Origin of the sequence: Prosthecodimorpha staleyi (assembly GCF_018729455.1) — a bacterium.
GTDB lineage: Bacteria > Pseudomonadota > Alphaproteobacteria > Rhizobiales > Ancalomicrobiaceae > Prosthecodimorpha > Prosthecodimorpha staleyi.
This window is the reverse complement of the sequence record NZ_JAHHZF010000013.1, coordinates 157,456-173,151: the sequence shown is the minus strand read 5'-3', so window position 1 is coordinate 173,151 and position 15,696 is coordinate 157,456. Positions and strand designations below refer to the sequence as shown.

Below are 15,696 nucleotides of genomic sequence, written 5' to 3'. Positions count from 1 at the left end.
CGCATCTTGTGCCGGCCCCCCTCAGCCGAGGCGGAAGCCGGGATGAAGGCGGCCGCACGCGGCCGGGCGTCGCGGATGCGGGCGCGCATCACGCTTTCGACCCCGCCGGCCATGCCGCCGCGCGCCATGGCGTCGAGCTTGCGGGAGATCTCGGAATAGAAGAAGGCCGCGAAGCCGCGATTGCGCCGGACCAGATCGAGCACCGTCTCGCGCGGGATCAGATAGGCCAGCGTCTCGGCAGCCGCGACGAAGCGGGAATCGGCGGCGCCGTGGACGACCGCGCGCGCATCGAAACTGTCCTTCGGACCGAGCACGGCGGTCACATCGCCGGCGGCATCGCGCTCCTCGACGGCGCCCTTGATCACGACATGCAGGGCGTCGGACTGCCGGCCGGCCTCGACGATGACGGCGCCGGGCGGGAAGTAGCCGATATCGAGCTGCCGCCGCAGCCGCTCGACCTCGTCATGGCCGAGCCGGTCGAAGGGCGGGTTGAGGGCGTCGAAAGCCGTCGGCATGGCTCTATCCTTCACGCGGCCTTGGGTCCGATCGGGCGGCAGGCCGGCATCCGGTCCGCCGAGGCCGAAGCGCCAGGGACGAGCCCTGGCGCTGGAGAGACGGAAGGAGTCCCGTCCGGCGCGGAGCCGGGCGGGACGGATCGCGGATCAGTGGGCGCTGGCGCCGGAGGCCCCGATGCCGGTCTGCGAGCGGACGAACTGGGCCTCGAAGGAGTCGCGCTCGGCGGCCGCCGCACGCGTCCGGTCGAGCAGGGACACGATCCAGATGACCGCGAAGGCGAGCGTCATGGAGAACAGGGCCGGGTTGTTGTAGGGCATCGGCGCCGAACCCTTGGGGTTCAGGAGCACGCCTTCCCACACCGCCGGACCGGCCACGACCATGCCGACCGAGGCGATCAGGCCGACGAAGCCGCCGACCAGCGCACCCTTGGTGGTGGTGCCCTTCCAGAACATGCTCATCAACAGGACCGGGAAGTTGCACGAGGCCGCGACCGCGAAGGCCAGGCCGACCATGAAGGCGATGTTCATGTTCTCGAAGGCGATGCCGAGCACGATGGCCAGGAGGCCGAGGAACACGGTCGCGATCTTGGAGACGCGGATTTCCTTGTCTTCCGAGACCCGGCCCTTGGCGATCACCGAGGCGTAGAGATCGTGGCTGATCGCCGAGGCACCGGCGAGCGCGAGACCCGACACCACCGCCAGGATGGTGGCGAAGGCGACCGCCGAGATGAAGCCGAGGAACAGATTGCCGCCGACCGCATTGGCGAGATGGATCGCCGCCATGTTGCTGCCGCCGAGCAGGGCGCCCTTGGCGTCGAGGAACTGCGGGTTGGTGGCGACCAGCACGATCGCGCCGAAGCCGATGATGAAGGTCAGGATGTAGAAGTAGCCGATGAAGCCGGTCGCGTAGAAGACGGACTTGCGGGCCGCCTTGGCGTCCGAGACGGTGAAGAACCGCATCAGGATATGGGGCAGGCCGGCCGTGCCGAACATCAGGCCGATGCCGAGCGAGACGGCTTCGATCGGGTCCTTGACCATGCCGCCGGGGGCCATGATCGCGTCGGTCTTCTTGATCTCGATGGCCTTGGCGAAGATCGCCTCGGGCGAGAAGCCGTAGGTGGCGAGCACCATATAGGCCATGAAGGAGGCACCGGCGAGCAGCAGGACCGCCTTGATGATCTGCACCCAGGTGGTCGCCACCATGCCGCCGAAGGTCACGTAGACGATCATCAGCAGGCCGACCGCCACCACCGCATAGGCATAGGGCAGGCCGAACAGGAGCTGGATCAGCTTGCCGGCACCGACCATCTGGGCGATCAGGTAGAAGGCGACCACGACCAGGGAGCCGCAGGCCGACAGCGTGCGGATCTGGGTCTGGCCGAGGCGGAACGAAGCCACGTCGGCGAAGGTGAACTTGCCGAGATTGCGCAGCGGTTCGGCGAGCAGGAACATGATGATCGGCCAGCCGACCAGGAAGCCGATCGAATAGATCAGGCCGTCATAGCCGGACGTATAGACGAGGCCCGAAATGCCGAGGAACGAGGCGGCCGACATGTAGTCGCCGGCGATCGCCAGGCCGTTCTGGAAGCCCGTGATGCCGCCGCCGGCGGTATAGAACTGCGCCGCCGACCGGCTCTGCCCGGCCGCCCATTTGGTGATGCCGAGGGTCAGCACCACGAATGCCAGGAACATGCCGATGGCGGTCCAGTTGGTCGCCTGCTGCTGGACCTGACCGACATCCGGACCGGCCGCATGGGCTGCGCCTGCGGCGAGGAGAAGCGCCGCGGCGCCTGCGAGAGATTGGGCGTAGCGGCTCATTTGGACGCGTCCTCCTTGATGGCGGCGATCAGGGCGTCGTAGTCGCGGTTGGCCCGCGCCACATAGATGCCGGTCAGGATGAAGGCCGACAGGATCACGGCGACGCCGACCGGGATGCCGAGCGTCATCACGCCCGAGCCGAGCTTGATCGCCAGCCATTCCTTCTTGTAGGCGACCACCATGATGAAGCCGTAGTAGATGGCCAGCATCACGAATGTCAGCGTCCAGCCGAAGCTGGTGCGCTTGGTGACCAGTTCCTGGAATTTCGGGTTTGATCGCACCCGCTCGACCAGATCGCTTTGCACGTCGGACCTCCCGTCAACGATTGTGCGGCGCCGAACAGGCATGGGGTTTCCTTCGCTGCGAGTGCGAAATCGCTCTCGAAACGTTCAAACCACCATCGATTTTCTGTTCGGCTCCCGCGCCTCACCGATCGACCGGACAGACGTCCGGCCGTCATGGGTGCGACTTTAACGAAACGGTAGGAGTCCAGAAGCCCGTACTTCGTCTTGCGACTTTCGTTCGACTGGACAAGGGGTTGGGTCAGTAGGAATTCGTACGCGTGATTGCTTGAAAAACGCGCATGGTCACTGTCCGCGCGTGGCGCTTCCGATCTCGGCCACGATGGCTTCCGCGGCCGCCCTGCGGTCGGCGGCGGCGAGGATCGGGCGGCCGACCACGAGCAGGTCGGCGCCGGCCCGGATCGCATCGCCGGGCGTCATGACGCGCTTCTGGTCGCCGGCCGCGGATCCGGCCGGGCGCACGCCCGGCGTGACCAGCATCATGTCCGGCCCGACGATGGCGCGGATCGGCGCCACCTCCTCGGGCGAGCAGACCAGGCCGTCGATCCCGGCGGCGCGCGCCTGGGCGGCGCGGATGGCGACCAGCCCGCGCACCGCGCCGGCATAGCCGGCCTCGGTCAGGTCGGCATCGTCCATCGAGGTCAGCACGGTCACGGCGAGCAGCGACAGCGAACCGCCGGACGCCGCCTTGGCGGCCACGGCCGCCCGCATCGCCTTCGGATAGGCGTGCAGCGTCAGGAAAGCCGGACCGAGCGCCGCCACGGCCTGGACGCCGTGGGCAACCGTGTTGTCGATGTCGAGCAGCTTCAGGTCGAGGAACACCTTCTCGCCCGACCGGATCAGCCGCTCGGCCAGGGCGAGGCCGCCGGAGAAGACCAGCTGGTGGCCGATCTTGTAGACGCCGACCGCCCCGCGCGTGGCCGCCACGACCGCCTCGGCCTCCTCGACGGTCGGCACGTCGAGGGCGAGGATCAGGCGTTCGCGCGGATGGTTCGGCTGGAAAGGCATGGTCGGCTCCGTTCGGCTGTCGGGGCAGCATTACGGCGCACCGGGCGGCGCGGCAAGCGGCACGGCCCCCGCCGCCCCCGTCTCCATCCGATCTCCGCCGATCCGCGGTGCCCATCGGGCAGGCATCGACTCCGGGCATTGTGCCGCATAAATTTCCACGCGGGGCGCTTGCCAGGGATTTTTCCGTTTGATCAAATCTGCCCGGCGGAACGGGAGGTCGGATGGTCGAGGCTGCACGCGCAAAAACGGTTCCGGCCCCGGCCGGCAACGGCGCGACCGGGACTGTCACAGATCGCGCCAAGGCCGCCGCACCGGTGGTGACGGCGCGCGGCCTGTCGCTGACCTTTCAGACCAATGACGGCCCGGTCTATGCCCTGAAGGATGTCGAGCTCGACATCGCGGCCGGCGAGTTCGTCTCCCTGATCGGCCCGTCGGGTTGCGGCAAGACCACGCTCCTGCGGGTGATCGCCGATCTCGAACAGGCGACCGCCGGCACGATCACGGTCAACGGGCTCGATCCCGACGCGGCCCGGCGCCGGCGGCAGTATGGCTACGTGTTCCAGGCGCCGGGCCTGTTTCCGTGGCGCACGGTCGAGAAGAACGTGATGCTGCCGCTCGAGATCTTCGGCCTGCCGGCCGCCGAACGGCGCGCCCGGGCGGCGAAGAATCTCGAACTCGTCAACCTGAAGGGCTTCGAGAAGAAGTATCCCTGGCAGCTGTCCGGCGGCATGCAGCAGCGTGCCTCGATCGCCCGCGCGCTGTCCTTCGACCCGGCGCTCCTCCTGATGGACGAGCCCTTCGGCGCGCTCGACGAGATCGTCCGCGACAAGCTCAACGGCCAGCTCCTGGCACTGTGGGCGGCGACCGGCAAGACCGTGGTGTTCGTCACCCATTCGATTCCCGAGGCGGTGTTCCTGTCGACCAAGATCGTGGTCATGAGCCCGCGGCCCGGCCGGATCATCGACGTGATCGACTGCGACTTCCCGCGCGACCGCACGCTCGACATCCGCGAGACGCCGGAATTCCTGGCCGTGGCGCACCGGGTGCGCGAGGGACTGAGAGCCGGTCACTCCTATGACGACTGAGGCCGCCCTGCCGACACGACCGGCACCGCACGGCGCCCGCGGCGGCGGGCGGGCGGCGGCCGACATCCTGTTCGGCGGCCAGACCGGGCCGGTCCTGGTCATCGTCGGCGTGATCCTGGCGATCTGGTACGCGGCCTGCCTGCCGATGAATTCAGGCCTGCCGTCGATGCCGGCGGAGGGTGATCTCGCCGCCCGCTATCAGGCGGCCTGGTCACTGGAGCGTCCGGTGCTGCCCTCGCCGCATCAGATCGTGATGGAACTGCGCGTCTCGACCTGCGGCCGCCTGCCGTCGGACCAGCCGTTCTGGTCGGCCTTCTTCAGCTGCGAAATCCGCTGGACGCCGCGCAATCTCCTGTTCCACGCCTGGACCACGCTCTCCTCGACGCTCGTCGGCTTCCTGATGGGCGGCCTGCTCGGCGTCGTGCTGGCGGTGCTGATCGTCCACATCAAGACGCTCGAGAAGAGCCTGCTGCCCTGGATCATCGCCTCGCAGACGGTGCCGATCCTGGCGGTGGCGCCGATCGTGATCGTGGTGCTCGGCTCGCTCGGCATCACCGGGCTCATACCGAAATCGATCATCTCGGCCTATCTGTGCTTCTTCCCCGTCACGATCGGCATGGTCAAGGGCCTCACCTCGCCGCATCCGATCGATCTCGACCTGATGCGCACCTACGACGCCTCGGCCTGGGCGACCTTCTGGAAGCTGCGCTGGCCGGCCGCCCTGCCCTTCCTGTTCGCCAGCCTGAAGGTCGCCATCGCGATCAGCTTGGTTGGCGCGATCGTCGGCGAGTTGCCGACCGGCGCGCAGGCCGGGCTCGGCGCGCGGCTTCTGACCGGCTCCTATTACGGCCAGACCGTGCAGATCTGGGCCGCCCTGATCGCCGCCGCCGCGCTCGCCGCCCTGGCGGTTGCCGCCGTCGGGCTCGCCGAGCGGATCACCGTCGCGGCACTGGGAGGCCGCCGATGAGCGCCCCCGCGCAGACCCGCAACCGGACGGACGGCATTCCGGCCGCGTTGGTCGGGCTGGTGGCGGTCGCCGCCGGCTGCCTGTGGGCGCTCGACGCCGTGCACAGGCCCGACTTGGCCGGCCAGGCGCCGGCCTGGTTCTGGGGCGCGATCGTCGCGATCTGGCTCGCCGCCTGGTGGGCGACCGACCGGCTGGCGCGGGCCGTCCCGCCGGCACCGGCGGCACGGCGCATGCTGGATCTTCTCGTCCCGATCCTGTTCGGCGCCTTCCTGCTCTTTCTCTGGGAGATCGTCACGGTCGGCGCCGGCGTGCCGCTGGTGCTGATGCCGCCGCCCTCCGCGATCGGCGCCCGGCTCGTCCAGTCGCTGCCGATCCTCGCGGAGGATTTCGTGCAGACCGTGCTGCGCGCCGTGATCCCCGGCTGGGCGCTCGGCTCCGGGCTCGGCATCGCCATCGCGGTCCTCTGCGACCGCCTGCCGTTCCTGCGCCGCGGCCTGATGCCGATCGGCAATTTCGTCTCGGCCCTGCCGATGATCGGCATCGCCCCGATCATGGTCATGTGGTTCGGCTTCGACTGGCAGTCTAAGGTCGCCGTCGTCGTCGTGATGACCTTCTTCCCGGCGCTGGTCAACACGGTGGCGGGCCTGTCGGCCTCCGGCGCCCTGGAACGCGACCTGATGCGCTCCTATGCGGCCGACTGGGCGACGACGCTCCTGAAGCTGCGCCTGCCCGCCGCCATGCCGTTCGTCTTCAATGCGCTGAAGATCAACTCGACGCTGGCGCTGATCGGGGCCATCGTGGCCGAGTTCTTCGGCACGCCGATCCTCGGCATGGGGTTCCGCATCTCGACCGAGGTCGGGCGCATGAGCCTCGACATGGTCTGGGCCGAGATCGCCGTCGCGGCGGTGACCGGTTCGGTCTTCTACGGCCTTCTGGCGCTCGCCGAGCGCCGTATAACCTTTTGGCATCCGTCCTACCGCCGTCGCTGACCGCGGTCCGGACCTTTGGGAGAGGAGTGCGTCGCATGAACAGGACGTTGCTTGCGGTCGGAATCGCCGCCTTCGGGCTCACCGCCGCCACCGCGGCCGGCGCGCAGGAGAAGGTCACGCTGCAGCTGAAATGGGTCACCCAGGCCCAGTTCGCCGGCTACTACGTCGCCAAGGACAAGGGCTTCTACAAGGAGGCCGGCCTCGACGTGACCGTCAAGCCGGGCGGCCCGGACATCGCCCCGCCGCAGGTTCTGGCCGGCGGCGGCGCCGACGTGATCGTGGAATGGATGCCGGCCGCGCTCGCCGCGCGCGAGAAGGGCGTGCCGCTGGTCAACATCGCCCAGCCGTTCAAGCGCTCCGGCATGATGCTGACCTGCCGCAAGGATTCCGGCATCAAGTCGTCGGCCGACTTCAAGGGCAAGACGCTCGGCGTCTGGTTCTTCGGCAACGAATATCCGTTCATGGCCTGGATGTCCCGCCTCGGCATCAAGACCGACGGCTCGGCCGGCGGCGTCAAGGTGATCAAGCAGGGCTTCAACGTCGATCCGATCCTGCAGAAGCAGGCGGAATGCATCTCGACCATGACCTACAACGAATACTGGCAGGTCATCGACGCCGGCATCAAGGCGGACGATCTCGTCACCTTCAAATATGCCGACCAGGGCGTCGCCACCATGGAGGACGGCCTCTATGCGTCGGAGGAGAAGCTGAAGGACCCGAAATTCGTCGAGCGCATGGGCAAGTTCGTCAAGGCCTCGATGAAGGGCTGGGACTGGGCGCGCGCCAACCCGACCGAAGCCGCCAAGATCGTGCTCGACAACGATACGACCGGCGCCCAGACCGAGAAGCATCAGGTCCGCATGATGGGCGAGATCAACAAGCTGACCGATGGTTCGACCGGCAAGCTCGCCGAGGCCGACTACGCCCAGACGGTCAAGACCCTGCTGACCGCCGGCGGCGAGGCCCCGGTCATCACCAAGGAGCCGAAGGGCGCCTGGACCGCCGCCGTCACCGACGCGGCGGGGATCAAGTAGGCCCGGCAAGGGCGTCCGGGGCCTCGCCCGGTCGGCGCGGAGCGACCCGCCGAACCGGAAGAGCTCCGGAGCCGACCGGCCGGCCCTTCGTGGCGTCAGCCCTATCGGTCTGTCATGGCCGGGCTTGTCCCGGCCATCCAACGCGACGGCGTCGGTTCAGCGACGCGAAGCGGGACCCGATGCTCGGATGCAAAGGCGACAGCACGAATACTGGGTCTACATCCTGGCCAGCCGTCGCAATGGAACACTCTACACGGGCGTGACGAACGACCTTGTTCGTCGCGTCTGGGAACACCGCGAAGGATAGGTTCCCGGCTTCACCTCTCGGTATGGGGTCAAAACCCTCGTCTGGTGCGAGGACTATCGATACATCAACGACGCCGTAGCGAGAGAGAAAGCCATCAAGTCCTGGCCGCGGCAGTGGAAAATCAACCTCATCGAGAAGGACAATCCCAACTGGGACGATCTTTTCGAACGCATCCTCTGACGGAACCTCGGCGGCCGCTGGATGCCCGGGACAAGCCCGGGCACGACAGAGCGGTGGAGGGCACCGTGTTCCAGAGCCGGTGGGTCGCGGATCCAAGATCACGCAGACAGCACAGGCTCAGGCGGTCGAACTTGGCGAACGAGCTTCGCGGGGGCGCCAACGTGCGATCGGGATCTATACCGTCAACGATCGGAGCATTGTCATGACCCTTCTCATTCGCGGCGGAACCGTCGTGAACCACGATCACACCCGGCGCGCCGACGTTCTGATCGAGGACGGCACGATCGTGGCCGTCGGGGCGAAACTCGAGGCGCCGGTGGGTGCTGAGGTGATCGACGCCGGTGGCGCCTTTGTGCTGCCGGGCGGCATCGATCCGCACACTCATCTGGACATGCCCTTCATGGGCACCTATTCGGCCGACGACTTCGAGTCCGGCACCACCGCGGCTGTGGCCGGCGGCACCACCATGGTGGTCGACTTCTGCCTACCCGGTCCCGGCCAGTCGCTGCTCGCCGCCTACCAGGAATGGCGCCACAAGGGCGAGAAGGCGGTCGCCGACTACAGCCTGCACATGGCCATCACCTGGTGGGACAAACAGGTCTTCGACGAGATGGAAACCGTCGTGAAGACCTACGGCATCAACACCTTCAAGCACTTCCTCGCCTACAAGGGCGCCTTGATGGTGAATGACGACGAGCTGTTCCACTCCTTCTCGCGCTGCGCCGGGCTCGGCGCCCTGCCGCTGGTCCATGCAGAGAACGGCGACATCGTCTTCCGCCTGCAGCAACACTATTTCGATCTCGGCGTGACTGGACCGGAGGGGCATTCCTATTCGCGCCCGCCGGAAGTCGAGGGCGAGGCGACCAACCGCGCCATCATGATCGCCGACATGGCCGGCAGCCCGCTCTATGTCGTGCACACCTCCTGCCGCGAGAGCCACGAGGCGATCGCGCGCGCCCGCGCCGCCGGCAAGCGCGTCTTCGGCGAGCCGCTGATCCAGCATCTCGTCCTCGACGACCGCGAATACCAGTCGAAGGACTGGGACTATGCCGCCCGCCGGGTGATGAGCCCGCCCTTCCGCGACCGCTCGCACCAGGCGAGCCTGTGGGCCGGCCTGCAGTCCGGCTCGCTGCAGGTGGTGGCGACCGACCATTGCGCCTTCACGACCGACCAGAAGCGCTTCGGCCTCGGCGACTTCCGCAAGATTCCGAACGGCACCGGCGGCCTGGAGGATCGTATGCCGGTGCTCTGGGATGCCGGCGTCAACACCGGCCGGCTGACGCCGGAGGAATTCGTCGCCGTCACCTCGACCAACATCGCCCGCATCCTCAACATCTATCCGCGCAAGGGCGCCGTCGCGGTCGGCTCGGATGCCGATCTCGTCGTCTGGGATCCGGAGGCGACCAAAACCGTCTCGGCCAAGACCCAGAAGAGCCGCATCGACTACAACGTCTTCGAGGGCTACCGCTGCCGCGGCCTGCCGGCCGTCACCATTTCGCGCGGCCGCGTCGTCTATCGCGACGGCGCCGTCTCGGCGAAGCCCGGCGACGGCCAGTATGTCGAGCGCCCGGCCTTCCCGGCCGTCCACGTCGCCAACGCGACCTGGAAGGACCTGACCCGTCCGCGCGGCGTGGAGCGGCTCGAAGTCACGCCGTGAAGGACGGATGGAAAGGCCGGCATCTTCCGGCCGACGGCCGGCCGTGCTAAAGTAGTGCAATTCACTACATTAGGTGTCTCATGAAGACGATCTCGGCGGCCGACGCCAATCGGCACTTCTCCAAGCTGATCCGCGACGTCGCCGAGGGCGACGCGGTGATCGTCACATCGCATGGGCGGCCGGTCGCCAAGATCGTTCCGCTCTCGGAGGAGGACCGGGAGCGGGACGATCAGGTGGCTGCGGGCCTCCGGCTGCTCGAACGCCTGGAAGCCCGGCCCGTATTGGGGCCGCTGACCTGGACGCGCGGCGAACTCTACGACGACGAGCCGTACCCGGAGTCATTCTGATGCCGGAGTCCTTCCGATGAAGGTGGGGTTCGATACGAATATTCTGATTTATGCCGAAGGCTACGGAGATGCCCGGCGCATCGCGCTCGCCAAGCAGGCTATCGCCGGCCTGCTCGGCCGGATCGTTCTGCCAGGCCAGGTGCTCGGCGAATTCTACAATGTTTTGGCCCGCAAGAGCGGCCTCGACCGCTTCGAGATCATGCGCCGGATCGAGGCCTGGCGTCCGATCGGGACCGTCGTCGGCACGACGCCGTCGAGCATGCTGCGCGCCCTGCAATTGGCGACCGATCACCGACTGCAGGTTTGGGACGCAGTCGTCATGGTCGCCGCGGTCGAAGCCGGCTGCGCGATGCTCCTCTCTGAAGACATGCAAGACGGCTTCCTTTGGAATGGACTGACCATCGTCAATCCCTTCGCGACCCCGACCCATCCCTTTCTTTCCGCGGCTCTCGCGGCCCGCCCTTGAAACGACCTCCTACGAGACGCCAGGAGCCCTCGATGCAGAACCTCAAGATCAACCCGCAGCGGCTGTGGGACAGCCTGATGGAAACCGCCCAGATCGGCGGCACGCCGAAGGGCGGCATCAAGCGGCTGACGCTGACCGACGAGGACCGGCGCGTGCGCGACTGGTTCAAGGCTGAGTGCGAGGCGCTCGGCTGCACGGTCACGGTCGACGAGGTCGGCAACATGTTCGCGGTCCGGCCGGGCCGGCGGGCGGATCTCGCCCCGATCGCCATGGGGTCGCATCTCGACACCCAGCCGACCGGCGGCAAGTTCGACGGCGTGCTCGGCGTGCTCGGCGCGCTCGAGGCCATGCGCACGATGCACGACATGGGCTACGAGACCAACGCCCCGGTCGAGATCGTCAACTGGGCCAACGAGGAGGGCTCGCGCTTCGCCCCGGCGATGCTCGCCTCCGGCGTCTATGCCGGCGTGTTCACGCCCGAATACGCCTATTCCCGCGAGGACCGGCAGGGCCTGAAATATGGCGACGAACTGGAGCGCATCGGCTATCGCGGCCCCGAGAAGGCGGGCGCGCACAAATTCGGCGCGATGTTCGAACTGCATATCGAACAGGGGCCGATCCTGGAGAACGAGGGCCGGATGATCGGCGTCGTCCAGGGCGTGCAGGGCATGCGCTGGTACGAGGTGACGGTCGCCGGCCAGGACGCCCATACCGGCGCCACGCCGATGTATCTGCGCCGCAACGCCCTGCTCGGCGCCGCCCGCGTCATCGACCGGATCGACGCCATCGCCCACGAGCATGCCCCGAACGCGGTCGGCACCGTCGGCCTGATCGAGAACCGCCCGAACAGCCGCAACGTCATCCCGGGCGAGGTCTTCTTCTGCGTCGACCTGCGTCATCCGGACGATGCCGTGCTCGACGTGATGGAGGGCAAGCTGCGCCGGGCGCTCGACGAAATCCTGACGCCGCTGAAGCTCACCTTCGAGGAGAAGCGCATCTGGCACTCGCCGGCCGTCCGCTTCGCCCCCGACCTGATCGACTGCGTCCGCATCGGCACCGAGCGGGCCGGCTTCGAGAGCCGCGACATGGTCTCGGGCGCCGGCCACGATGCCGCCTATGTGGCCCGCGTCGCGCCGACCACCATGATCTTCGTGCCCTGCGCCGGCGGCATCAGCCACAACGAGGCCGAATCGACCACCTTCGAGGAATGCGCCGCCGGCGCGCAGGTTCTCCTGGAGGCCGTGCTGGAATACGATCGCCGTCTCGGCTGAGCGGGAGCGGACCATGAATGTCGACGGCCAGCACTACCGGACCCTCTGGACCGAGGCTCATGCCGGCGATGTGACGGCGATCGACCAGACCCGGCTGCCGCATCGCTTCGAGACGGTGACGCTACGCACGCTGGAGGATGCCGCGCAGGCCATCGAGACCATGGTGGTGCGCGGCGCCCCGCTGATCGGCGCGACCGCCGCCTACGGCATGGCGCTGGCCATGCGCGACCAAGCCGACGACGCGGCCCTGCGCACCGCCTATGACCGCCTGATCCGGACCCGCCCGACCGCCGTCAACCTGCGCTGGGCGCTCGACGAGGTCCGCGGCATCCTCGCCGACCTGCCGCCCTCGGCACGCTGCGATGCGGCCTATGCGGCGGCGGCCGAGATCGCCGACGAGGATGTCGCCATCAATGCCGCGATCGGCCGCCACGGCCTCGCCGTCCTGGAGGACCTGCTCCGCGCCAAGCCGGGCGGCGGGCCGCTCAACATCCTGACCCACTGCAATGCGGGCTGGCTGGCCACCGTCGACTGGGGCACCGCCACGGCGCCGATCTACATGGCGCACGATGCCGGCCTGCCGGTCCATGTCTGGGTCGACGAGACCCGGCCGCGCAATCAGGGCGCCTTCCTGACCGCCTGGGAACTCGGCCATCACGGCGTGCCGCACACGGTCGTGCCGGACAATACCGGCGGCCATCTGATGCAGCACGGACAGGTCGACGCCGTGATCGTCGGAACCGACCGGACCACCGCCACGGGCGATGTCGCCAACAAGATCGGCACCTACCTGAAGGCGCTGGCCGCGCGGGACAACGGCGTTCCATTCTATGTCGCCCTGCCTTCCCCAACCATCGACTTCTCGGTCGGCGACGGTCTCAGGGAAATCCCGATCGAGCAGCGCCATGGTTTCGAGGTTACGCATATATCCGGCCGCGCCGAAGACGGGCGCATCGAGACGGTAAGGATCGTTCCGGACGGTACGCCCGTTGCAAACTATGCATTCGATGTCACACCGGCCCGCCTTGTTACCGGACTGATCACGGAGCGGGGTCTGGTACCTGCCAAACGGGACAGTCTCGCAGCGCTCTTCCCGGATCGACTGGAGAAAAACTGAAGAATATTGCCCTCGCATACTGCAATCCATGGCGGGATAGCCTTGCCGCCACCCTTTTACCAAATCGTCAGGGCTTTCCATCTAGGATCGATCTTCAGGCGGCGGCAGGAGCGGGCAGAGGGCATGTTGGGAAGCGATACCAGGCGAAACCGACTGTTGAAGTCGGCCCTCGCGCTGTCCCTCGGCGGACTGCTGGTCGCTGCCATCACGCTGGCGCTGACGATCAGCCAGTATCGCGACACCAATCGCGATCGAAACGACTTCGCGACGGTCGGCACACTGTCCGAAGCCATGGTCGAAATGTTCAGGTTCCAGCAGGCTCTGGCGAGCCTGCGCCTGGGCGAGGGTTCGGCCCTGGAGGTCGATGTCCGCAACGCCTATCGGTCCGTCAAGCGCGCGTTCGACCGTCTGGCGCACGGCCCGGCGCGCGCCATCTTCGACGACGACTTCGGTCCGATCGGGACGGTCGAGGAACTGGCCGACACGATCGGCCGCCTCGAGCCGCTCTTGGAGCATCTCGACGATCCGGCCGCCATCGCCGCCGCCGGACAGCGCTTCGACGCCCTCACCCCCAGCATCTTCAGTATCGTCGGAACCACCAACCGCCGCGCCGCAACGCTGAACGCGCAATATGCCGACAACCTCAAGCTTCTGCAGCGCAGCTTCGTGGGCGTCGTCGTCTGCATCATGGTGTTGGCCGGATACATGATCGCCCTCCTGTGGCGGCAGAACACTCTCCTGGGCGGGGCCCATGTGGCGCTGAGTCGGCTCGCCGGCAATCTGGCCGAGACCACGACCCAGCTAGAGGAGGCCCATGCGGCGCTAGAGGGCGCCAATGCCGAGTTGACCGACCAGAACCGCCTTTTGCAGCACCGGGAATCCGATGCCCGCATTCAGAGCGCCCGCTTCGCGGCCGCGCTGGAGAACATGCGTGAAGGCCTGACCCTGTTCGACAGCGACGGCCGCCTCGTGGTCTGCAACCGACGCTTCGCGGCCATGTACGGCTTCACCGATCCCGACCCCGTCCCCGGGACGGACGTGAAGGCGATGATCGAACACTATGTCGCGAACGGCATCTGCGACGCCGAGGCCGGGCTGCATCTCAGCGAATTCAGGTTGAAGGGCGGGGCCGAGACCGTCTATCTCCGGCTCGCCGACGGCCGCTTCTTCGAGGTCCACCGGCAGCCCCTGCCGGAGGGCGGCTGGGTTTCGACCCACGAAGACATCACCGAACGCCGCCGGACGCAGGCCCAGCTTGAGTTTCTGGCCCGCCATGACGGATTGACCGGATTGCCCAACCGGTCGAGCCTGACGAGCTATCTGGCCACCGGCCTGGAGACCATCCGGTCGACCGGCGGATGTCTCGGCGTCATCAGTTTCGACCTCGACCGCTTCAAGCAGGTGAACGACCTGCACGGCCACGCCGCCGGTGACGAACTGCTGCGCGAAGTCGCTCGGCGGGCCTTGCGGGTCTGCGGCCCGCGCGGGCTCGCGGCACGTTTCGGCGGCGACGAATTCGCCATCGCAGTCTACCCAGTCGAGGACGAATCGGCGCTGCGCGCCATGGCAACCCAGTTGATCGCCGAACTGAGCGAGCCCTATCGGGTGTCCGGAACGATGGTCGAGATCGGCACCAGCGTGGGCATCGCGATGGCGCCGGATCACGGCCTGGAGCCGCAGACCCTGATCCGGCGTGCTGACACGGCGCTCTACGAGGCCAAGGCGGCCGGCCGCCGGCTCTACAGCGTGTTCGACTTCGGCATGGACCAGCGCCTTCTGGAGCGGCGCGCGCTGGAGGCCGACCTGAAGAAGGCGTTGGCCCAGGACAAGCTCGAACTGCGCTATCAGCCGATCGTGGACATCGAGACGCAGCGCATCGTCGCCGCCGAGGCCCTGCTGCGCTGGAACCACCCGGATTTCGGCTGGGTCTCGCCCGAGACCTTCGTGCCGATCGCGGAGGAAAGCGGCCTGATCGTGCCGCTCGGCGAGTGGGTGCTGCGCGCAGCCTGCCGCGAGGCGGCGACCTGGCCGACCGAGATCTCCCTGTCTGTCAACCTGTCCGCGGCCCAGTTGAAGAGCCAGGGCCTGGTACCGACCATCGTGAGGGCTCTCGCCTCGACCGGTCTGGCGGCCCGCCGGCTGGAATTGGAGATGACCGAGACGGTGCTGTTCGAGGAGAACGTGGCTCTCGACGTGATGAACACGCTGCGCACGCTCGGTGTGCGCTTCTCGCTCGACGACTTCGGTACCGGCTATTCCTCGCTGAGCTACCTGCGCCGGTTCCGCTTCGACCAGATCAAGATCGACAAGTCGTTCCTGCGCGACGGCTCCGATCGCCCCGACGGCGAGGCGATCCTGCATGCGATCGGCGGCCTCGGCCGCACTCTCGGCATCGAGACCGTCGCCGAGGGGATCGAGACCCCGGCCGAACTGGCGGTGGTGCGGGCGGCCGGCTGCGTCTACGGCCAGGGCTACCTGTTCGGCAAGCCGATGCCGCCGCAGGATCTGGCGGCCCGTCTCCTCGATCAGGGAACGAGCGAGTTGTCGACCGGACCGGACGGCGAGATCGACGCTCACGGCGATCTCGTCATGCGTCCGGTCCGCGAAGCGATCGCCCGCGCCAGCTGAGACGC

14 protein-coding genes and 1 pseudogene are annotated in these 15,696 nt (G+C 67.6%); 11 read left to right on the top strand and 4 right to left on the bottom strand.

Annotated elements, in window-relative coordinates; all coding sequences use genetic code 11:
* The 4 genes from KL771_RS23715 to pyrF form a co-directional block, all read right to left on the bottom strand.
* The coding region (locus KL771_RS23715; protein WP_261970983.1) for a Crp/Fnr family transcriptional regulator at window positions 1–515 on the bottom strand (515 nt) is incomplete at its 3' end.
* 147 nt (window positions 516–662) lie between these two features.
* Window positions 663–2,333: a cation acetate symporter gene (locus KL771_RS23710; RefSeq protein WP_261970982.1), complete on the bottom strand. Its 1,671-nt coding sequence runs from the start codon at window positions 2,331–2,333 to the stop codon at window positions 663–665.
* Entirely contained in the window at window positions 2,330–2,638 is a 309-nt protein-coding gene (locus KL771_RS23705) for a DUF485 domain-containing protein (RefSeq protein WP_261970981.1), read from the bottom strand. The genes KL771_RS23710 and KL771_RS23705 overlap by 4 nt, the downstream gene beginning before the upstream one ends.
* Window positions 2,639–2,920: 282 nt before the next feature.
* On the bottom strand, window positions 2,921–3,643 hold the full coding sequence (gene pyrF, locus KL771_RS23700) for an orotidine-5'-phosphate decarboxylase (protein WP_261970980.1): 723 nt from the start codon (window positions 3,641–3,643) through the stop codon (window positions 2,921–2,923).
* A 221-nt stretch (window positions 3,644–3,864) separates the two neighbouring features.
* Here pyrF and KL771_RS23695 point away from each other — a divergent pair, with 221 nt between their 5' ends.
* The 11 genes and pseudogenes from KL771_RS23695 (at window position 3,865) to KL771_RS23645 (ending at window position 15,691) form a co-directional block, all read left to right on the top strand.
* Complete coding sequence (locus KL771_RS23695) at window positions 3,865–4,728, top strand: ABC transporter ATP-binding protein (protein ID WP_261970979.1); 864 nt, start codon at window positions 3,865–3,867, stop codon at window positions 4,726–4,728.
* A complete protein-coding gene (locus KL771_RS23690; protein WP_261970978.1) occupies window positions 4,718–5,695 on the top strand; it encodes an ABC transporter permease in 978 nt (325 codons plus the stop codon). The genes KL771_RS23695 and KL771_RS23690 overlap by 11 nt, the downstream gene beginning before the upstream one ends.
* Entirely contained in the window at window positions 5,692–6,684 is a 993-nt protein-coding gene (locus KL771_RS23685; RefSeq protein WP_261970977.1) for an ABC transporter permease, read from the top strand. Before KL771_RS23690 ends, KL771_RS23685 begins: the two co-directional genes overlap by 4 nt.
* Before the next feature lie 35 nt (window positions 6,685–6,719).
* Complete coding sequence (locus tag KL771_RS23680; RefSeq protein ID WP_261970976.1) at window positions 6,720–7,718, top strand: ABC transporter substrate-binding protein; 999 nt, start codon at window positions 6,720–6,722, stop codon at window positions 7,716–7,718.
* A gap of 187 nt (window positions 7,719–7,905) precedes the next feature.
* Window positions 7,906–8,205: pseudogene (locus KL771_RS23675) on the top strand (GIY-YIG nuclease family protein).
* A 202-nt stretch (window positions 8,206–8,407) separates the two neighbouring features.
* Window positions 8,408–9,862: a dihydropyrimidinase gene (gene hydA / locus KL771_RS23670; RefSeq protein ID WP_261970975.1), complete on the top strand. Its 1,455-nt coding sequence runs from the start codon at window positions 8,408–8,410 to the stop codon at window positions 9,860–9,862.
* Between the two features lie 80 nt (window positions 9,863–9,942).
* Window positions 9,943–10,209: a type II toxin-antitoxin system Phd/YefM family antitoxin gene (locus KL771_RS23665; RefSeq protein ID WP_261970974.1), complete on the top strand. Its 267-nt coding sequence runs from the start codon at window positions 9,943–9,945 to the stop codon at window positions 10,207–10,209.
* A 16-nt stretch (window positions 10,210–10,225) separates the two neighbouring features.
* Window positions 10,226–10,675 (top strand): PIN domain-containing protein, encoded by a 450-nt coding sequence (locus KL771_RS23660; protein ID WP_261970973.1) that lies wholly within the window; start codon window positions 10,226–10,228, stop codon window positions 10,673–10,675.
* Window positions 10,676–10,707: 32 nt separating this feature from the next.
* Complete coding sequence (locus tag KL771_RS23655) at window positions 10,708–11,946, top strand: M20 family metallo-hydrolase (protein WP_261970972.1); 1,239 nt, start codon at window positions 10,708–10,710, stop codon at window positions 11,944–11,946.
* A 13-nt stretch (window positions 11,947–11,959) separates the two neighbouring features.
* A complete protein-coding gene (gene mtnA / locus KL771_RS23650; protein WP_261970971.1) occupies window positions 11,960–13,063 on the top strand; it encodes an S-methyl-5-thioribose-1-phosphate isomerase in 1,104 nt (367 codons plus the stop codon).
* 156 nt (window positions 13,064–13,219) lie between these two features.
* A complete protein-coding gene (locus tag KL771_RS23645; protein WP_261970970.1) occupies window positions 13,220–15,691 on the top strand; it encodes a putative bifunctional diguanylate cyclase/phosphodiesterase in 2,472 nt (823 codons plus the stop codon).
* The last annotated feature ends 5 nt before the right edge of the window (window positions 15,692–15,696 follow it).